The 18,691-nt window shown below is 69.7% G+C and carries 22 protein-coding genes; 7 read left to right on the forward strand and 15 right to left on the reverse strand.

Features of this window, described 5'->3' with window-relative positions; genetic code table 11:
• Nucleotides 1-56: 56 nt before the first annotated feature.
• Genes IBL26_RS16045 through IBL26_RS16065 form a run of 5 tightly spaced genes read right to left on the reverse strand, consistent with a single transcriptional unit; the run spans nt 57 to nt 2,455 of the window.
• Nucleotides 57-473, reverse strand: coding sequence for a hypothetical protein (locus IBL26_RS16045; RefSeq protein WP_187785519.1), 417 nt, complete (start codon nt 471-473; stop codon nt 57-59).
• Nucleotides 470-1,030, reverse strand: a complete 561-nt coding sequence (locus IBL26_RS16050; protein ID WP_187785520.1) for a hypothetical protein — start codon at nt 1,028-1,030, stop codon at nt 470-472. Before IBL26_RS16050 ends, IBL26_RS16045 begins: the two co-directional genes overlap by 4 nt.
• Nucleotides 1,030-1,455, reverse strand: a complete 426-nt coding sequence (locus IBL26_RS16055) for a hypothetical protein (RefSeq protein ID WP_241749448.1) — start codon at nt 1,453-1,455, stop codon at nt 1,030-1,032. Before IBL26_RS16055 ends, IBL26_RS16050 begins: the two co-directional genes overlap by 1 nt.
• Nucleotides 1,452-1,976 carry a hypothetical protein gene (locus tag IBL26_RS16060; RefSeq protein WP_187785521.1) on the reverse strand — a complete coding sequence of 175 codons (525 nt, stop codon included), beginning with the start codon at nt 1,974-1,976 and terminating at the stop codon, nt 1,452-1,454. Before IBL26_RS16060 ends, IBL26_RS16055 begins: the two co-directional genes overlap by 4 nt.
• On the reverse strand, nt 1,973-2,455 hold the full coding sequence (locus IBL26_RS16065; protein ID WP_187785522.1) for a hypothetical protein: 483 nt from the start codon (nt 2,453-2,455) through the stop codon (nt 1,973-1,975). The genes IBL26_RS16060 and IBL26_RS16065 overlap by 4 nt, the downstream gene beginning before the upstream one ends.
• Nucleotides 2,456-2,711: 256 nt before the next feature.
• Between IBL26_RS16065 and IBL26_RS16070 the strand changes: the two genes are divergently transcribed.
• Nucleotides 2,712-3,929, forward strand: a complete 1,218-nt coding sequence (locus IBL26_RS16070) for a hypothetical protein (protein WP_187785523.1) — start codon at nt 2,712-2,714, stop codon at nt 3,927-3,929.
• Between the two features lie 130 nt (nt 3,930-4,059).
• On the forward strand, nt 4,060-4,212 hold the full coding sequence (locus IBL26_RS16075; RefSeq protein ID WP_187785524.1) for a peptide chain release factor 1: 153 nt from the start codon (nt 4,060-4,062) through the stop codon (nt 4,210-4,212).
• A gap of 433 nt (nt 4,213-4,645) precedes the next feature.
• Here the strand turns inward: IBL26_RS16075 and IBL26_RS16080 are convergent, their stop codons facing one another.
• The 8 genes from IBL26_RS16080 to IBL26_RS16115 form a co-directional block, all read right to left on the reverse strand.
• Nucleotides 4,646-5,395 carry a TlyA family RNA methyltransferase gene (locus tag IBL26_RS16080; protein WP_187785525.1) on the reverse strand — a complete coding sequence of 250 codons (750 nt, stop codon included), beginning with the start codon at nt 5,393-5,395 and terminating at the stop codon, nt 4,646-4,648.
• A 1-nt stretch (nt 5,396) separates the two neighbouring features.
• Nucleotides 5,397-5,678: a hypothetical protein gene (locus IBL26_RS16085; protein ID WP_187785526.1), complete on the reverse strand. Its 282-nt coding sequence runs from the start codon at nt 5,676-5,678 to the stop codon at nt 5,397-5,399.
• 13 nt (nt 5,679-5,691) lie between these two features.
• Entirely contained in the window at nt 5,692-7,617 is a 1,926-nt protein-coding gene (gene dxs / locus IBL26_RS16090) for a 1-deoxy-D-xylulose-5-phosphate synthase (protein ID WP_187785527.1), read from the reverse strand.
• Nucleotides 7,618-7,733: 116 nt separating this feature from the next.
• The gene (locus tag IBL26_RS16095; RefSeq protein ID WP_408901939.1) at nt 7,734-8,663 is read right to left on the reverse strand and encodes a polyprenyl synthetase family protein; all 930 of its coding nucleotides are present in this window, start codon (nt 8,661-8,663) and stop codon (nt 7,734-7,736) included.
• Nucleotides 8,660-8,935, reverse strand: coding sequence for an exodeoxyribonuclease VII small subunit (locus tag IBL26_RS16100; protein ID WP_187785528.1), 276 nt, complete (start codon nt 8,933-8,935; stop codon nt 8,660-8,662). The genes IBL26_RS16095 and IBL26_RS16100 overlap by 4 nt, the downstream gene beginning before the upstream one ends.
• A gap of 51 nt (nt 8,936-8,986) precedes the next feature.
• A complete protein-coding gene (locus tag IBL26_RS16105; RefSeq protein WP_187785529.1) occupies nt 8,987-9,916 on the reverse strand; it encodes a histone deacetylase family protein in 930 nt (309 codons plus the stop codon).
• Nucleotides 9,913-10,161 carry a sulfurtransferase TusA family protein gene (locus IBL26_RS16110; RefSeq protein ID WP_187785530.1) on the reverse strand — a complete coding sequence of 83 codons (249 nt, stop codon included), beginning with the start codon at nt 10,159-10,161 and terminating at the stop codon, nt 9,913-9,915. Before IBL26_RS16110 ends, IBL26_RS16105 begins: the two co-directional genes overlap by 4 nt.
• A 375-nt stretch (nt 10,162-10,536) precedes the next feature.
• Nucleotides 10,537-10,773: a hypothetical protein gene (locus IBL26_RS16115; RefSeq protein ID WP_187785531.1), complete on the reverse strand. Its 237-nt coding sequence runs from the start codon at nt 10,771-10,773 to the stop codon at nt 10,537-10,539.
• 247 nt (nt 10,774-11,020) lie between these two features.
• Here IBL26_RS16115 and IBL26_RS16120 point away from each other — a divergent pair, with 247 nt between their 5' ends.
• From IBL26_RS16120 to IBL26_RS16135, 4 genes are all read left to right on the forward strand, one after another.
• On the forward strand, nt 11,021-11,923 hold the full coding sequence (locus IBL26_RS16120) for an ROK family protein (protein ID WP_187785532.1): 903 nt from the start codon (nt 11,021-11,023) through the stop codon (nt 11,921-11,923).
• 5 nt (nt 11,924-11,928) lie between these two features.
• Entirely contained in the window at nt 11,929-12,657 is a 729-nt protein-coding gene (locus IBL26_RS16125) for an aspartate/glutamate racemase family protein (protein WP_187785533.1), read from the forward strand.
• Nucleotides 12,658-13,001: 344 nt separating this feature from the next.
• Nucleotides 13,002-13,643 carry a glutathione S-transferase family protein gene (locus IBL26_RS16130; protein WP_187785534.1) on the forward strand — a complete coding sequence of 214 codons (642 nt, stop codon included), beginning with the start codon at nt 13,002-13,004 and terminating at the stop codon, nt 13,641-13,643.
• 310 nt (nt 13,644-13,953) lie between these two features.
• Entirely contained in the window at nt 13,954-15,171 is a 1,218-nt protein-coding gene (locus tag IBL26_RS16135; protein ID WP_187785535.1) for an MFS transporter, read from the forward strand.
• 505 nt (nt 15,172-15,676) lie between these two features.
• Here the strand turns inward: IBL26_RS16135 and IBL26_RS16140 are convergent.
• Both IBL26_RS16140 and IBL26_RS16145 read right to left on the reverse strand, forming a co-directional pair.
• Nucleotides 15,677-15,901, reverse strand: a complete 225-nt coding sequence (locus tag IBL26_RS16140; RefSeq protein ID WP_367615446.1) for an alkylphosphonate utilization protein — start codon at nt 15,899-15,901, stop codon at nt 15,677-15,679.
• 520 nt (nt 15,902-16,421) lie between these two features.
• Complete coding sequence (locus IBL26_RS16145) at nt 16,422-17,183, reverse strand: HpcH/HpaI aldolase family protein (protein WP_187785537.1); 762 nt, start codon at nt 17,181-17,183, stop codon at nt 16,422-16,424.
• A gap of 613 nt (nt 17,184-17,796) precedes the next feature.
• Here IBL26_RS16145 and IBL26_RS16150 point away from each other — a divergent pair.
• A complete protein-coding gene (locus IBL26_RS16150; protein ID WP_187785538.1) occupies nt 17,797-18,660 on the forward strand; it encodes a dimethylarginine dimethylaminohydrolase family protein in 864 nt (287 codons plus the stop codon).
• Nucleotides 18,661-18,691: the final 31 nt, after the last annotated feature.

An 18,691-nucleotide genomic window follows, 5' to 3' on the forward strand; every position in this document is an offset into this window, starting at 1 on the left:
CTTTGTTTGGTCGCGTGATTCAGGCTTTCGGTGGTTCTACCTCACGCTATCACGTTCTAGTCGATCGCCTGAGCGTTCAGGAACAGCGCCTGCTCCAGCGCCTCGAAGAAATGGCGGAAGGGTTCGGCATCCGCCATTTCCTCCATATTATACTGGCCGCTGACGCGTACGACGGTCTGCCGCGCGCCGCGCGGACGGACCGTCACGGTCAGGCGCAGGACATAGCCTTGCAGCTTGGTGGCACTGATGGTGCCCAGCGTGTCATCCGCCCGGTCGATGACGAAGCCCAGATCCTGTAAGGCGGCGAGGGAAGCGCGGAGGACGCGCAGCCTGTCCGGCGTATCGAACGCACGGGTGGAGATCGACCGCATCTCCACCTGGCTGCGGCTGGTGGCCAGGATCTGCTGGCGCGAATCCGTCTGGCAGCCGGCCAGGGCCAGGAGGACCAGCAGGGCGCAGGGTCGCGGGCTCATATTTCGTTGGCTTCCAGGAAGACCGATTGGGAAAGAGCGTCGAAGAAGGCGCGGTAGATCTGCGGGTCCTCGATGGTCTCCACGCGGGAGACCTGGTTGTTGGTGTTCGTCACCACCCGCTGGAAGGTAATCCGGGCCAGGGTACTGGCCGCGTCCCCGCCCGCGGTGACGACGATGGCGGCGCGGATGCGCTGGTCCCGCTCCCACACCGCCTGGTGCTGCGTGCGGGCCAGGGCCGCCAGCAGGACCAGCAGCATCTGGCCGGCCACTTGCTGTGCCTCCACCGCATCGCGCTCCTTCGACGCAACGATCAGGCCAGCGCCGGCGCGGGCGTCATCGATGGTGAAGCCCAGATCCTGCATGACGCCGGCGGCCGCCTGGAGGACCAGCGGTTCGTCCCGCGTCTCGAAGCGGCGCGACTGCAGCTTGCGCAGGGCGAGTGCGCCGCTGGATGCCGCCATGGCGCCCCCGTGCAGGGCAGCACGATCCTGCTGGCAGGCGCCCAGCAGGATCAGCGGAAAGGCCAGCAGGGCGCGGCGGGGCGCCTGATGCCGCATCAGAAGCTGCTGGAGCGGTAGGCGAAATCCCGCACCCTGCCTTGGGCGTCATAGCGGATGATGACGGTCAGGGTCCGCTGGCTGGTGCTGGCCGCGCTGGCACCGCCGCTGACACCGGCGAGGAACAGGGCGTTCACGCCGCCCGAGCTGCCGCTGCGCACGGTCTGGGTCGCGATCCGGTCGTAGACCCAGTTCTCGCGCCGCTGCTCGTCCGTCGTGACGACGTTGGGGGAGCCGAGGACTTCCACCACTTCGGCGTTGGTCATGCCGATGCGGATCTCGCGCTGGACGGTGCCGACGGTCAGGCGGCTGCCGGCCTCCTGGCCGCGTGCCACGTCGGCAGCGTGGTCCGCCGCCGAGGAGCAACCGGCCAGCAGGGCGCCGCCCAGCAGCAGAGCGAGGAAGCGGGAGGACATGATGGTCATGGCGCGGCAGGCTCCTGGCGTGCGGTCAGGGATTCGGCAGGGGGCACCACGGGCATCGGTGCCTCCTCCTCCCGCGCGGGCGCAGCCATGGCGTCCAGTGCGAGGGTGCGGGAGAGCGGCTCGAAGAACAGGCTGCGGTAAAAGAGGGCGTCATCCACCTGGGCGTCGCCCTTGGGGACCGGCACCAGCGCGTTGGCGCGCACCACGGTTTGGCTGTTGCCGCGCGGGTAGGCCGAGGCGGTCATGCGCAGGCGGCCCGCCTTCACCGCCGTGACGGTACCGGCTTCGGGCGAGACCCGGGTGATGGCGTAGCCGTGGTCCTGCAGGGTAGCGATCGAAGCGCGCAGGACCCGATTCTGGTCCGGTGTGTCAAAGGTCCGGGACTGGATGTCCCGCAATTCGACCGCGCTGCGGGTGCTGGCGATGACGGGCCTGTCGGCTTGCCCGACAGCGCAGGCGCCCAGCAGGGCGATCAGGGAGAGGGCAGGCAGGCGGAGGGCCCGCGCGATACGCGAGCTCATACCGCGCTCCCCTGCGCTGCGAGGCTTTGGCCCAGCTTCTCGAAGAATTCGCGCTGCAGTTCGGGCGCGTTGAGGGCCTCGTGGCGCACCATGCCGCGGTTGTCGCCGATCAGGCGCTCGAACGAGACGCGCATGGCCACGGTCCGTGGGGCGGCGCCTGGGGGCAACGGCACAGCGCTGCCTTCGGGCCAGGTCGTCACCGTCAGGCGGATCATCTGATCGGTGTCCCACCGGGCGTTGGCCGCGCCGAACAGCACCGCCATCACGATGGCACCGGCCACCTGGCCGGCCTCAGTCGCATCGCGGGACTTGGTGCCGGCGAGGACACCAGCGCCGGCGGAGGATTCGCTGACGGTGTAGCCCAGGTCCTGCATCACCTGTGTGGCCTCGGCGAGCAGAGTGGCTTCGTCACCCTGCAGGCGCCGCGTCTCGGCCTCGCGGATTTGTGCGGCCTGCTCTGGCGGCTTGCCGATCTGCATGGCGAGTTCATTGGGATTGACGCAGGCGGTGAGCATGGTAGCCGACAGGAGTGCGGCGGTGGCTCGGCGGAATGTTCGGGTCACGGGACGCTCGATGTAACGGTTTGTTACTAATATTCGCCTAACGAAATCGTGAGCGCAAGCAACCCTGACGAGAAATTCTCCAGGCTCAGTTTTTGAATCCGCAACCACTGGGTGGCCACTCGCGCTAGCTTTCGCGAGTGAAACGAAGCTCACCGCTTTGCAGAGAAACGCCATGTCCCAGTTTCAGCCTGTTTCCGACGAAGTGCGATCCGATGCCACGCTGGCCTTCCTGGCCCTGGCGGGTGAGACCGTGTGGTCGGAACGGATGGCGGATCTGGCCCGGCGGGCGCGGCCGACCTCCTGGCGCGGGCGGGCCGCGCAGCAGCGGCACGCGCTGGAGCTGATCCTCTCCCGCCTGGCGAAGCCCGAGGCGCATGGCAAGCCGCCAGGGGTGGCCGAGCGGGTGTTGCTGGGCCTGGCGCGGGATGCCGTGGCGCTTTCCGACACCCTGCCCGCCGAGCCGCGGGAGCGGTTGCGGGCCCAATTGCTGCAAGGCCTGACCGGCGAGGCCACGCTGATCCCGCTGTTCCACTTGTTGCGGGAAGCCGCGCGCCAGCGTGCCCGCGGCTTCGAGGTGCGCTTCACCGGCCTGACCGACGGCACCCCGCACGACCTGCTGCTGCTGCGCGACGGCGTGGAGGCCGAACTGGCCTGCGAGACCGTCTCGGCCGAGGAAGGCCGCCCGGTGCTGCGGGGCGACTGGTGCGCGCTGATGGACGGCATCAACCCCGGCCTGCAAACCTGGCTGGCGGCGCATCCTGGCCGCTACCTGCTGAAGATGACCCTGCCGGAAGGCATTCAGGGGCCGGAGCAGCTGGCGGAGCTGCAGCGCCGCGTCTCCGCCCTGCTGGAGGCCGAGAAGCGGCAGGATGCCTCGGCCGCCGCCGTGCTGAAGCTGGACCCGCTGGTGCTGGCCGGCGCCCAGATGGCCGCGCGCGGCGACCTGCCGGGGCGGCTGCGCGCGCAGTTCGGCCCGGATGCGCACCTGGCGGTGACCGGCGATGCCTCGGCCGGCAGCCTGTTCGTGATGGCGGCCCAGGCCGGGCAGAGCAACGCCGTGCCCGACGCCGTGGTGCGGCGGCTGGCCATCGCCGCCGGGCAACGGCTGACCGGCAGCCGGCCCGGCATCCTCTCGGTATTCCTGGAGGATGTGGAGCGGCAGGAATGGCAGCGCCTGCGGGAATCGCTGCACATGGAAGGCGCCATCCGCCGCTTCTTCACCACCGGGGCCGGGCGGCCGCTGGCCGCCGTTTCCTGCGTCACCCGGCTGGAGATGTTCGGCGCCCAGCCGCCTGGCGCGGTGGAAGGCGGCGAGCTGCGCTTCCGCAACCCGGTGCACCCCGCCGCCGGGTGCGTGGTGCTGGCACCGGCCATCGCCTCCTGCAGCTGAAGCTTCATGTTACGGCTTGGTTGCACGAAGTCGTGATCGGGAATCGGCGGAATCGTCTCATCGTTCTGACACTTTCCAGGGTCTTATTGCGTTGCATCACAACCGCAATGCGACCCGAGGCCTTGGCACCATGTCCGAACGTGAAATGGAAGCGAAGCTGATCGAGCTGGATCGGCTGTTGAATGATCCGGAGGTCCAGATGGACCCGCACCGGGTGTGGAAGCTGCTCTCCGAAATCTCCGGTGCCGCCAAGCCCGTGATGCAGACGGCCGTGGCCGCCTGAACGACTGACCTCCTCCACCCTGGCCGCCCCCTCAGCGGCCAGGGTGTTCCCGCCTCGCGGCCTGCGTGGAACGCAGGCCTGCGGTTGAGGCAAAAACCTTCCATCCCTATCCGATACGCAACGTGAGACTGCCTTGAGCGGTGTCGCGCTTTTTGCGCTTTTTTGATGGGCGAAGCGGATCGTGGAAGCGGAAGGCCGGGGAAAGAATTCCCCGGACCCCTTCTTTTTTCTGCGAGTTTGGCGTGGCGCCTCAGGACTGAGAGCGGGCGCTGCTTGGTGATTTCAATAATGGGCCACGAGGGCTGAACCCGCAGTCGCCGGAGGTCCAACCCAGCAGTCTCTCAAGCGCACCGCTTCAACAGCCACGCCGGCAAACTCGAAAAAAGGAAAGAAGGGGTCCGGGGAATTCTTTCCCCGGCCTTCCCGCTTCCCTTCAGCCCGGCGCCCCGGCCTTCCGCGCTGCGATGAGGAATTCGCGGTTGCCTTCCGGCCCCAGGATGGGGCTGGCCTCGATGCCGAGCACGGTCCAGTCCGGCAGGGTTTTCCACCACGCTTCGATGGTGTCGCAGACGGCCTGGTGGACGGCCGGGTCACGGACGACGCCGCCTTTGCCGACCTTGTCCGGGCCGGCCTCGAATTGTGGCTTGATCAGTGCCACGGCCCAGGCACCGGGGGCGGCCAGGGCCAGGGCGGCGGGCAGCACGGTGGCCAGGCCGATGAAGCTGGCGTCGCAGACGACGATGCCCGGGGCTTCGGGGATGTGGGTGGCGTCCAGGCGGCGGGCATTGGTTTTTTCCAGCACCACCACGCGGTCGTCGCTGCGCAGTTTCCAGGCGAGTTGGCCGTGGCCGACATCCACCGCGTAGACCTTGGTGGCGCCATGGTGCAGCAGCACGTCGGTGAAGCCGCCGGTGGAGGCCCCGACATCGACGGCGATGCGGCCTGCGGGGGAGAGGGCGAAGTGCTCCAGCGCGTGGGAGAGCTTCATACCGCCGCGGGAGACCCAGGGGTGTTCCTGGCCCTTCACTTCCAGCGGCATGTCCTCGGCCACCGGCTGGCCGGGCTTGTCCACCCGCCTGGTGTTGGAGAAGACCTTGCCGGCCATGATGAGGGCCTGGGCGCGGGTGCGGGTTTCCACCAGCCCGCGCTCCACCAGCGCCTGGTCGGCGCGCAGCTTGGCCATGTCAGTGCAGCTTCGGGCGGGTGGCGGGGTCGGGGGTGCCTTCCCAGCCGGGGAAGCCGTCCTCGAAGCCGGCTTCGTCCAGCTCGCAATCCCAGATGCGCCAGCCATCCGGCCAGTCGATGAAGCCTTCCTTGTCCCGCCGGGCATCGAGCGCGGCCTGAGCCAGCTCCTGGGTAGAGAACAGGCCGATGCGCAGGCCGTTCACCTCGTCCCAGTCGATCTCGTCATCATCGACGCCGGGGCCGAGCTGGTAGTGCCACAGCTCGAAGACGATCATGCTCATGCGCGCCTCCCCTTCACGCCCGGGCCGGGGCGATGGCGGCGCCGCGGCCATCGCCCAGCGCGGCCAGGGCATTGGCGACGATGGAGCGGGCGGAGAGGCCTGCGGCGTCGTACTGCGCCTTGGGCGTCTCGTGGTCGATGAAGGTGTCGGGCAGGCACATCGGGCGGAACTTGAGCCCGGAATCGAACGCGCCCTTCCAGGCGAGGTGCTGCATGACCAGGCCGCCGAAGCCGCAGACGGAGCCTTCCTCCAGCGTGATTAGCACCTCGTGCTCCCGCGCCAGGCGCTCGACCAGCGCGGTATCCAGCGGCTTGGCGAAGCGGGCATCGGCGACGGTGCAGGAGAGGCCGCGCGCCGCCAGTTCCTCCGCCGCGCGCAGGCATTCCTCAAGCCGGGTGCCGTAGGAGAGCAGGGCGACGGTGGTGCCTTCGCGCAGCACGCGGCCGCGGCCGATCTCGATGGGCGTGCCGCGGGCGGGCACCTCGGCATGGCCGAAGCCCTCCCCGCGCGGGAAGCGGAAGGCGATGGGGCCGTCGTCGAAGGCGGCGGAGGTGGCGACCATGTGGGCCAGCTCCACCTCATCCGACGGCGCCATCAGCACCATCTGCGGGATACAGCCGAGATAGGCGATGTCGTAGGCGCCGGCATGGGTGGCGCCGTCCGCGCCCACCAGCCCGGCGCGGTCCAGCGCGAAGCGCACCGGCAGGTTCTGCAGCGCGACGTCGTGCACCACCTGGTCGTAGGCGCGCTGCAGGAAGGTCGAATAGATCGCCACGAAGGGCTTGATGCCTTCGGTCGCCAGGCCGGCGGCGAAGGTGACGGCGTGCTGCTCGGCGATGCCGACATCGAAGGTGCGCTTCGGGAAGCGTTTTGCGAAAGCGTCCAGCCCGGTGCCGGAGGGCATGGCGGCGGTGACGGCGACGATGCGGTCATCGCGCTCGGCCTCGGCGATCAGGGCCTTGGCGAACACATTCGTGTAAGTCGGCGGGCCGGGGGGCGCCTTGTTCTGCGCGCCGGTGACGACGTTGAACTTGGCGACGGCGTGGTACTTGTCGCTGGCGGCCTCGGCCGGGGCGTAGCCCTTGCCCTTCTGGGTGACGACGTGCAGCAGCACCGGCGGCCCGGCCTCGGCATCGCGCAGGTTGCGCAGCAGCGGCAGCAGGTGGTCCATGTTGTGGCCGTCGATCGGGCCCACGTAGTAGAAGCCCAGTTCCTCGAACAGCGTGCCGCCGGTCAGCATGCCGCGGGCGAATTCGTCGGCGCGGCGGGCGGCGCGTTCCAGCGGCGCGGGGAAGCGGCGGGCCACCTTGGCCATCACTTCGCGCAGCGACAGGAAGGGGCGCGAGGAGATCAGGCGCGAGAGGTAGGAGGACATGGCGCCGACGGGCGGCGCGATGGACATGTCGTTGTCGTTCAGCACGACGATGAGGCGGGAGCGCATGGCGCCGGCGTTGTTCATCGCCTCATAGGCCATGCCGGCGCTCATCGCGCCGTCGCCGATCACGGCGATGACGTTCTGGTCGCCGCGCTTCTCGCCCGGCTTGCGCAGCAGGTCCCGCGCCACCGCCATGCCGAGGCCGGCGGAGATGGAGGTGGAGGAGTGCGCGGCGCCGAAGGGGTCGTACTCGCTCTCGGACCGCCGGGTGAAGCCGGAGAGGCCGCCGCCCTGGCGCAGGGTGCGGATGCGGTCCCGCCGCCCGGTGAGGATCTTGTGGGGGTAGGCCTGGTGGCCGACATCCCAGATCAGCTTGTCCTTCGGCGTGTCGAACACCGCGTGGATGGCCACTGTGAGTTCCACCACGCCCAGGCTGGCGCCCAGGTGGCCACCGGTCTGGCTGACGGCGTGCACCGTCTCCGCCCGCAATTCCGCCGCCACCTGCTTCAGCTGCTCGGCGGAAAAGTTCTTCAGGTCCGCCGGCACGCGCACGCGGTCCAGCATCGGCGTGGCCGGGGCGGGGTTTACGGGCGGGGTACTGGCGGCCGCAGGACTGGAGGTCGGAGGACTGGCGGCCGGGGGATTGGGCGTCGGACGATTGGAGGTCGGAGACTGGGTCATCAGGACCTCCGGGCGATGGTGTAATCGGCGAGCATGCGTAACAGATCGGCACGCTCCCCCAGGCTGTCGAGGTGGTCGCGCGCCTGTTCGGCCAGTCTTTCGGCCTGGGCACGGGCGCGTTCCAGCCCCAGCAGGCCGACCAGGGTGGCCTTGCCGGCGTCCTCGTCCTTGCCAGTGCGCTTGCCGGTTTCCTCGGCCGTGGCGGTCGCGTCCAGCACGTCGTCAGCGATCTGGAAGGCGGCGCCGAGGTCGCGCCCATAGGCGCAGAGCGCGTGGCGCTGGCGATCGGGCGCCTTGCCCAGGATGGCGCCGGCCTCGGCCGCGAACTCGATCAGCTTGCCGGTCTTGAGCAGTTGCAGGCGGCCGATGGAGGCCTCAGTGGGCGGGGTCTCCCCGTGCTCGGCCAGCATGTCCAGCATCTGGCCGCCGCACATGCCGCGCGGGCCGGCGGCGATGGCCAGGCGGCGCACCAGCTCGATCCGCACGGCGGCGTCGGAATGGGTGTCCTCGTCCGCCAGCACGGCGAAGGCGTGGGCCTGCAGCGCATCGCCGGCCAGGATGGCGGTGGCCTCGCCGAAGGCTTTGTGGGTGGTGGGCTTGCCGCGGCGGATGTCGTCGTCATCCATCGCCGGCAGGTCGTCATGCACCAGGGAGTAGGCGTGCAGCATCTCGATCGCGGCGGCGACGCGGAGCGCGCTGGCGCGGGCGACGCCGAAGGGGCGGGCGGATTCCAGCACCAGGAAGCCCCGGATGCGCTTGCCGCCGCCCAGCGTGGCGTAGCGCATGGCGGTGGCCAGCGGCGCTTCCGGCCCTTCCTCGGGCGGCAGCATGGTGTCCAGCGTCTCCTCGATCTCCGCCGCCGCGTCGCGCAGCGCGGCGACGAGGGGGGAGAGGCTGCCGAGGCTGGGGGTGGCGGCGGCGGGGCTCACGTCAGGTCCCGCAGCGTGCCGCCGGCGACGATGGCCTGCACCTTCTGCTCGGCCTCGGCCAGCTTGGCCTCGCAATGGCGGCGCAGCGCGGCGCCGCGCTCATAGTCGGCGATGGCTTCTTCCAGCTTGGCCTGGCCGCCTTCCAGCTTCTTCACGATGCCGTCCAGCTCCGCCAGCGCTGCCTCGAAGGAGAGGGCGGCGACGTCGTTGGGGTCGGCTTTCGCCGCGCGGGCCGCAACGGGTGCCTTGGGCTGGGACGGCGTGTCGGACATGAAGAACCTCAAACTCAGCAGGGCACGGGAATGGCCGGTGGGGCAGACCCCTCAGGCCATCAACGCGCGGACATGGGCGGCGGTCGATGTCGCCAGCGCATCCAGATCATAGCCGCCTTCCAGCAGGGAGACGACTCGCCCGCCGCAAAGGCGGTCGGCGATCCGGCAGATTTCATGGGTCAGCCATCCGAAATCGGCCTCCCGCACCCGCAATTGGGCCAGCGGGTCCCGCGCATGGGCATCGAAGCCGGCGGAGAGCACCAGCAGGTCGGGCGCGAAGGCCTCCACCGCCGGCAGCAGGCGGTCCGCCCAGGCGGCGCGGAAGGCGGCGCCGTCCGCGCCCGGCGGCAGAGGCGCGTTGACGATATTGCCCACCCCCGTCTCCGACACGTCCCCGGTGCCGGGATAGCAGGGCGACTGGTGGCTGGAGGCGAACAGGATGGAAGGGTCGTCCCACACCGCCGCCTGGGTGCCGTTGCCGTGATGCACGTCGAAATCCAGGATGGCGACACGGGCCAGGCCGTGCGCCCGCTGCGCGTGCCGGGCGGCGATGACGGCGTTGCCGAAGAAGCAGAAGCCCATGGCGCGGGATGGCTCGGCATGGTGGCCGGGCGGGCGGGTGGCGCAGAAGGCGCGGCGGATGCTGGCATCCGTGCAGACCGCATCCACCGCCGCCACCGCCGCGCCGGCGGCATGCAGGGCGGCCTCCGCGCTGGCGTGGTTCATGGCGGTGTCGCTATCCAGCGGCACGTAGCGGCCGGGCTGGGGGCGGATGGCCAGGATCTGCGCCACATAGTCCGGCGGGTGGGCCAGGCAGAGCTGCGCCTCGGTGGCGGGGGGCGCGACCTCCCGCAACAGATGGGCGAAATCCTCGGCCTCCAGCGCCGAGAGCACGGCGCGCAGGCGGTCCGGGCTTTCCGGGTGGTCCTCGCTGTTCTGGTGGGCGAGGCAACTGTGGTGGGTCAGCAGCAGGACGCTCATGCCGGGGGCCGGGCGACGTCCTCGCGCTTGCGCAGGGTGAAGCGGAACAGGCCGGCGGCTTCGCTGAAGCTGACCAGGGCGTGGCCGGTCTCCCGGCAATAGGCCTGGAAATCGGCGACGCTGGCGGGATCGGTGGCCAGCACGGTCAGGCGCGCGCCGCCGGGCAGGCCGCGCAGCACCTTGTTGGCCTTGAGGACGGGGAGTGGGCAGGTGAGGCCCTGGACGTCGAGCGTGGTTTCACTCATGGCCGGACAATGGATCATCCGGGCGGGGCGGATGCAAGGGGGCGGGGCTGCGCTGGGACGGGGGTAAGGCCGGGGGAAGGAATTCCCCCGGGCCCCCATCTTTTTCCTGCGAGTCTGGGGTGGGGCTTGGATGGGGGGTGAAGAGTGTTGGGGCTGCGAGCAGCCGGACCACAGGGGACTGTCTCGGAAGTCTGCTGAGTGAAGGCGAGGTCGGACTGTTTCGTGCCGGCACGGAGGCGCGCCTGGCCCAATGCGGGGGCATTGGGCAGGCTGCCGACAAGGCTGGTACGGAAAGGCCCGCCGCCACTCGGCAGGCTTTTGAAGCAGTCGCTCAGGCCTGCGGCGCTGTGCCGGCGGGCCAGGCAGTCGTTTGGATCAGCGTCGGGCTTCTTCGCTTTCGGCCCTTGGCGGGGGTGCGGTTGGATCGGGGGTGCGGTGGCCGAGCAGCGGTTCCGGCGCCTCATGCAGCGCCAGCCCTTCCCGCTGGTAGCGGATTCGGCGCACCCGTTCCCGCCGGTGCTCCAGCCATCGACCAATTCCGGCGAAAGCCAGCGGGCCGCAGCCGGTCGCCAGGCTGGCGTGGGTCTTGGCATCCAGAGGCAGCGGCAGCATCCAGGTGCCGAATGCAGCCGCCAGCCCCGCGGCCGCCGCCCATCCCCAGCCCCGGTAGTCCGTACCCGCGCCCGATCTCAAGCCGCCCTCCCCACTCCGCACCGCGCCAGACTATCGCCCCGCTGGGCCGAGCGCGACCTTGGGCATTCCGGGCGAAGAACTCGCGGACAAAAGATGGGGGCCTGGGGGAATTCTTTCCCCCAGCCTTGCTTCCTCCACCCCCCCGCCCCCGCCTATCCTCCCCGCCATGGATCTACGCATCGGCATCGACCTCGGCGGCACCAAGACGGAGATCGTGGCGCTGGCCCCTGACGGCGAGGTGCGGCTGCGCCGCCGCGCCCGCACCCCGGGTGATTATGATGGCATCCTTGGCCTGCTGACCGGCCTGGTGGTGGAGGCGGAGGCGGAGTTGGGCGCCGCCGCGCCCGCCCCGGTGGGAATCGGCATCCCCGGCAGCCTGAGCCCGGCGACGGGGCTGGTGCGCAACGCCAACACCCAGTGCCTGAACGGCCGGGCGCTGGATGCGGACCTCGCGGCACGGCTGGGGCGGAAGGTGCGGGTTTCCAACGACGCCAATTGCCTGGCGCTGAGCGAGGCCGCGGATGGCGCCGGGGCCGGGCATGGCGTGGTGTTCAGCGTGATCCTGGGTACCGGGTGCGGCGGTGGCATCGTCGTCGGCGGGCGGTTGATCGAGGGCTACAACAAGGTGGGCGGCGAGTGGGGGCATACCCCCCTGCCCTGGATGACGCCGGGCGAGTTCCCCGGCCCACGCTGCTGGTGCGGGTTGCAGGGCTGCCTGGAGACCTTCCTGTGCGGCCCGGCCCTGGCGGCGGACTGGAAGGGCGCGGGCGAGCGGGATGCCGGCGGCATCGCCGAGGCCGCCGCCAGTGGCGATGCGGCGGCGCGCGGGGCGCTGGAGCGGCATGCCAGCCGGCTGGCGCGCGCGCTGGCCGCCATCACCAACCTGATCGATCCCGATGCGATCGTGCTGGGGGGCGGGCTATCCAACCTGGCGCATCTGTATGAGGAGGTGCCGCGGCTGATGGAGCCATGGATCTTCGGCGATGTCGGCCGCACCCGGCTGCTGCGGGCGCGGCACGGCGATTCCTCCGGCGTGTTCGGCGCCGCACGGCTGTGGGACGAGGGATGACGCGCATGCAGGGCGAGCAAAAGGTCATCGGGCTGCTGGGCGGCATGAGCTGGGAAAGCTCGGCCGAGTATTACCGCATCATCAACGAGGCGGTGCGGGAGCGGCTGGGCGGGCTGCATTCGGCGCGCTGCCTGATGTGGTCCTTCGACTTCGCCACGGTCGAGGCGTTGCAGCATGCCGGGCGGTGGGACGACGCGACCGCGCTGATGATCGACGCCGCCCGGCGGCTGGAACGCGGCGGGGCCGACTTCATCCTGATCTGCACCAATACCATGCACCGCATGGCGGACGCCGTGCAGGCGGCGATCGGCATCCCCATCCTGCACATCGCCGACCCGACGGCGGAGCGCATCAAGGCCGCCGGGCTGCGCCGCATCGGCCTGCTGGGCACCGCCTTCACCATGGAGCAGGATTTCTACAAGGGCCGCCTGGCCCGGCAGCACGGGCTGGAGGTGCTGGTGCCGGAGGAGGCGGACCGCGCCACGGTCCATCGCATCATCTACGACGAACTGGTGCAGGGGCGGGTCGAGCCCGCCTCCCGCGCCGCGTACCGGGAGATCATCGCCCGGCTGGTGGACCGGGGGGCGGAGGCGGTGATCCTGGGCTGCACCGAGATCATGCTGCTGGTGAAGCCGGAAGACAGCAGCGTGCCGCAATTCGACACCACGGCGATCCACGCGGAGGTGGCGGTGGAACGGGCCCTGGCTGGGGTGGGGCTGGCATCGGAGGGATGAAGGCGAAGAGTTAAGGCCGGGGAAGGAATTCCCCAGGCCCCTTCTTTCTTTTTTTCGAGTTTTCGCGCGGGGCTTTTGAAGCCGTGCGCTTGAGAGACGGCTGGGTGCGCCGGAGGTCCAGCACCTCCGGCGACTGAAGGTTCAGCCCCGCGTGGCCTATTGTTAAAATCATCAAGCAGCGCCCGCTCCCAGTCCTGAAGCGCTTCGCTAAACTCGCAGAAAAAAAGAAGGGGTCCGGGGAATTCCTTCCCCGGCCTTCTCCCACCCCCGTCTCGCCCATCTTTGAAGGGAGCGCGCGCGTGATTCGCTGGCGCGGGCGGGTGTGATTGGCCCAGGCTGAGGGCATGGAACGCTATATTCTTTATGGGAACCGGCGCTCCGGTTCCGCGACGGTCGAGATGGCGCTGGCGGAGATTGGCGCGCCGGTGGAGTTGCGGGATGTGCCGTTGGAGGGCGACCACCAGTTGGCCCCCGGGTATCTCAAGATCAACCCGATGGGGCGCCTTCCCGCGCTGGTGCTGCCGGACGGCACGGTGCTGACGGAGAGCCTGGCGATTCTGCTGACCCTGGTGGACCGGCACCCGGAGGCCGGGTTGTTGCCGCCGCCGGGGGAGACGGGCCGGGCGATCGCGCTGCGGTGGATGACGCTGGCGGCGGCCGAGTTCTACCCGCATGTCACCCGCTACGATTATCCCGAGCGCTTTACCCCCGAGGCGGGCTGCGCCCCGGCGCTGCGGACCCGCGCGATGGAAATGGGGCGGGAGATCTGGACGATGGTGGAGCGGGAGGCGGCGCCGGCGCCGTTTATCCTGGGGGAGCGGTTCTCGCTGGCGGACATCTACCTCTCGGTCCTGACGCGCTGGATGAAGGGGGATGACTGGCTTCCGGCGCACTGCCCGCGGCTGGATGCGCTGGCGCGGGCGGTGGCGGCGCGGCCGGCGGCGGGGCCGGTCTGGCAGCGGCATTTTGGCCGGGAGACGGGCTGAGCCTTTCCGTGCTGGAGCATGGTCCGTTCGCACAGGCGCACTTTGGGTGTTCTGGCTGTTTGGGGGCGAATCTTGACCCCATCCGGTGATTCCAGCTGATGGCGATCGGCTCCAGGCGGCGTGTGGACCTGGGGCGACGACTGGGCGTGTGGCTTGGCACGATGCGCTTCGCGTGACGGGGCAAGGCGGGCGATCGCGGCCTGATTCATGAAACCACGTCCATGAAGGCTGGCGCTTTCGGGCGGTTGGCCCCACCTCGGCCGGGAATGCGCTTGCTGCACCGCAGCAACCCTGGCTGAGGCTTTTCCCGATGTCCATCTCCGCCACCGCCGCGCCCCTGCCACGGGCCATGCCCGCATGGCTGGTGCTGCTCATGGCCGCCGCCTGCGGCATCCTGGTCGCCAATCTGTATTACGCGCAGCCGCTGATCGGGCCGATCAGCCAGTCGCTTGGCCTGAGCCCGGCGGCTGCCGGGCTGATCGTCACGCTGGCCCAGGTGGGATACGGGCTGGGGCTGTTGCTGCTGGTGCCGTTGGGCGACCTGGTGGAGAACCGCCTTCTGGTGGTCGGCGTGGTGGCCGCCTGTGCCGTTTCCCTGGCTGGGGCGGCGGTATCCAGCACGGCGCTGCCGTTCCTGCTCTCCGCCCTCGCCATCGGAATCTGCACCGTGGCGGCGCAGATCCTGGTGCCGTTCGCGGCGCATCTCTCGCCGGAGCCGATCCGTGGCCGCGTGGTCGGCCAGGTGATGAGCGGGCTGCTGCTGGGCATCATGCTGGCGCGGCCGCTGGCCAGCCTCATCGCCAGCGTTTCCGGCTGGCATACCGTATTCGTGCTCTCCGCCGTGGTGACGGCGGTGCTGGCCGTGGCGCTGTGGCGGCTGCTGCCGCAGCGCGTGCCGGCGCATGCGGGGGTCAGCTATGGCGGGCTGTTGCGCTCCATGGCGAAGCTATGGGGTACGCAGCCGGTGCTGCGGCGGCGGGCGCTGTGCCATGCGGGACTGTTTTCCGCCTTCAGCCTGTTCTGGACCGCGGTGCCGCTGCACCTGACGGAGCAGTTCGGCATGACCCAGCGCGGCATCGCGCTGTTTGCCCTGGTGGGCGTGGCGGGGGCGCTGGTGGCGCCGCTGGCCGGGCGGCTGGCCGATGCCGGACAGATGCGGCCGGCCCTGGCGCGCAACGGCATCCGGCTGGCCCTGGCCATGGGGGCGGTGGCCTTCCCCGTCTCGCTGCTGGGCAGTGGCGGGGTGGCGCTCGGCGCCCTGCTGGTGGGCGCCATCCTGCTCGATGCGGCGGTGACGCTGAACCTCATTCTCTCGCAGCGCGCGGTGTATGCGTTGGGGGATGCCATCCGCAGCCGGCTGAACGGGCTGTTCATGGCGGTGTTCTTCACCGGCGGCGCCATCGGCTCGGCCCTGGGCGGGTGGGCGATGGCGGAAGGCGGCTGGGGACTGACGGCCTGGGTGGGGTTCGCCCTGCCGGCGGCGGCCCTGGCCTATGCGCTGTTCGAGGGGGTGCGGGGCGAAGGGTAGGGAAGGCCGGGGAAGGAATTCCCCGGGCCCCTTCTTTTTTCTTCGGGTCTCTGGGGGTGGCAGCGACGGGGGTTGGCCGGCCCTTGGTTTGGTGCGCGACCTTTGGGGTGCGGGTTGACTTGGGAACTGCCGGGTGGCCGTGGCGCCCTTGGTCATACCGGTGTCTGGCTGACAGGGCCTGCAGTGGCGCGCGGCGGCACAGGAACATTCCGGCTGCGCCTTGGGCGCGGGCTCACCTGAGGCGGAAGCGCTGCGAATCACGCGATCAGGAACATGGAGAGAGCGCGCTTTGTGAGCGCACAGGTCATGCCCTCACTCGTCCTTCTGACGCGTTGCAGCCTGTGCTGGCGTCAGAAGCAGTTCAGGCGCGGCCGCGCGGGTCGCCGGAAGCCCGACGCACCACCCGGCCATCCAGGCCCGAACCCAACTCGAGGAAAGACGATGCGGCCTGGGGAATTCCTTCCCCAGCCTTCCGCTTGCCTCCACCTCGCCCACCGCCGGCGTGTCAGGCCTTCTTCAGGAAGCAGGCTTTCAGCACCAGGCCCTTCACCTTGTCGGCGTTGCACTCGATCTCGTCGGGGTCGTCGGTCAGGCGGATGTTCTTGATCAGGGTGCCGCGCTTCAGGGTGACGGAGGTGCCCTTCACCTTCAGGTCCTTGATGACCTGGACGGAGTCGCCGTCGCTCAGGCGGGCGCCGTTGCTGTCCTTCACCACGATCTCGTCCGACACGGCCATGCTCTCCCTCACGCGGCCGCTGGGTTGCGGCGCGGCGGGGTTATCGGCCCTGGCGGCGGTGGCGCCAAGGGGATGGGCTCAACGAGGGGGGCGGCGCGGAGATGTCTGCCGTTTGGGACAGCGGAGGCGTCGCGGCCCTGGACGCATCGATATCCGGATCTGGACAGGAAGGCCGGGGAAGGGATTCCCCGGGCCCCTTCTTTTTTCTTCGAGTCTTCGGGTGTGGCTGCCGGGGGCGTCCTGCCTTTCCGCGGCCGGACCGGGGTGACGCCGGAGACTGATGGTTCAGCCCCGGTGGCCCGTGATCTTTCACGGAAGCATCTGCCGGCTTCGAAGCCCCACGCCAACGGACAGAGAAAAGATGGCGTCGACGTATACGTTTACGCAGGGGGATTCTTTCCCCTGACCCTTTTCTCGCCCTGAGCTGGCCGACCCTGAGCTGGAGGTCGATTGGCCCTGGGGATGCGGCGCATGGCCGCGCCCTTGTGGGGTCGCGGCCATGCGCCGGCGAGGGTCAGCCCTTGCGCATCACCGCCACGTCGCGCAGCGCGCCGACGCCAACCAGCGCGGCGTCGTTGCTGACGGTGGTGAAGCGGAAGCCCATCTTGATCATCTTGAGCGCGTATTCCGGCGTGCCGTTGTGCAGGCCGACGGCGATGTTGCGCTTGGCGGCTTCCTTCAGCAGGCGCTCGTAGATGGTCATCACCTCCGGTTCCTCCCGGTCCAGCCGCGGCGGCAGGCCGAGGGTGATGCCGAGGTCGGACGGGCCGATATAGATCGCGTCGATGCCGGGGACATCCAGGATGGCTTCCAGGTTATCCAGCGCCTGCTTCGTCTCGATCATGGCGATGACGGCGATGTCGTCATTCGCCGTGTCGAAATAGGCACCGCCCTGGCCGTAGATCGCCGCGCGGACGGGGCCGAAGGAGCGGGTGCCGACCGGTGCGTAGCGGCAGGCGGAGACCAGGGCCTTCGCCTCGGCCGGGGTGTTGATCATGGGGCAGATGACGCCCATGGCGCCGGCATCGAGCACCTTGCCGATGATGCCCTGCTCCAGCCACGGCACGCGCACCAGCGGCGTGACCGGATGCGCCTGGATGGCCTGCATGCAGGCGACGGTGGACATGTAGTCCTGGATGCCGTGCTGCATATCCACGGTCAGGCTGTCGAAGCCCGCCTTCGCCATCAGCTCCGCGCTGAAGGCCGACGGAATGCCAAGCCAACCATTGACCACCGCGCGGCCCTGTTTCCACGCATCCTTCACCGGGTTCGACATGCTTGGGACGTCCTCATGTTATCTGCTGACCTGCCATTCGTGGCGGGTGAGGAAACGCTAGGCTCCGATCCCCGAAGCGTCAACGCGACCTGGGCGGGGTTGGGGCGCGATGTTCGCCGTGGGGGAACATATCGCGGGGGATTCGCCCGGCCCCGCTTCTGGGTTTCGCGCTGTGGAACCGGCAGGCGGGGGCGGGGGTTTTTGGAATAGCGCGGAGCCTGCCGAGGGCGCGCCTCGAGAAGGGCGCTGCCCCTCTCACACTCTCCCCGCCAAAGGCCTGAGGCCTTTGGAAACCCGGTTGGGGTTTGGGCCCGATCGGGGTGGCGTGTTCCGGTTGTGGGTGGCGCCGGCAAAAAACCGCCCAAGGGTTTCGCTGCTTGCAGAGCGTTCGCGTGCGCGGTTGGCGGAGGCGGGGCGCGCCGAAGGGACGCGCTGCCAAGACGTTATCCATCCGCTGACCAGCACAGCCGAAATCCCCACAGCCACCCCGCAATGACTCGAAAAAAGAAGATGGGGTCCGGGGAATTCCTTCCCCGGCCTTCCCTCCCGCCGCACGACATTTGCGGCGTGCCCCCCTGGCCGGGCGTGCGGGACGGGCGTAGCCTTGCTGTCCATGTCGACACATTGGCGCGTCGCCTCGGAAACGGGGCTGCTCAGAGAGGTTCTGGTCTGCCCGCCGGACCATTACCATTGGCTGCCCACCAACAGCATTGCCCGCCATACCCTGGCGGAGAACCGGCAGGGCCCGGCGCCCGCGCATCTGGCGGCCCAGCATGCGGAGCTGGTGGCGGCGATGGAGCAGGCCGGCGTCACCGTGCACCGGCTGAAGCCGGAGCCGCACCTGCCCTACATGGTCTATACGCGGGACAGCGTGGTGGTGACGCACCAGGGCCCGGTGCTGTGCCAGCTGGAGCGGCCGCAGCGGCGGGGCGAATATGCCGGGCTGGTGGATTTCCATGCAGAGCGGGGCAGCAGTTTCTGGAAGAAGTCCAGCGCCGGGACGCTGGAGGGCGGCGACATCCACATCCTGCGCCCGGGCCTGGCGGTGATCGGCCATTCGGGTGGCCGCACGGACGAGGCAGGCGCCGAGCAGTTGGCGGGCTGGCTGCGGGCGGAAGGCTGGGAGGTGCGGCTGGAGCCGTTCGACGAGCACTTCCTGCACCTGGACGTGTTGTTCTGCCTGGCGGCACCGGACCTGGCCGTGGCGTGCACGGATGTGCTGGACCCGGCCTTCATCGACTGGCTGAAGGGGCATGGCATACGGTGCATCCCGGTCAGCTACCGCGATGTCATGGCGCTGGGCTGCAACATCCTGGCTTTGGGCGAAGGCCGCGTGGTCTCCGCGCGTGGCAGCACGGCGCTGAATGCCGCGCTGCGGGCCGAGGGGCTGGAGGTGCTGGACCCGGAGCTGTCCCTGTTCACGCTGGGCGGCGGCGGGCCGCATTGCCTGACCTGCCCGCTGTCGCGCGAGGGGTAACGGGGCGAGCGTGGCCGGCGCGGCGACGATG

This window comes from Teichococcus aerophilus, from assembly GCF_014490485.1.
Taxonomy (GTDB): Bacteria; Pseudomonadota; Alphaproteobacteria; order Acetobacterales; family Acetobacteraceae; genus Pseudoroseomonas; species Pseudoroseomonas aerophila.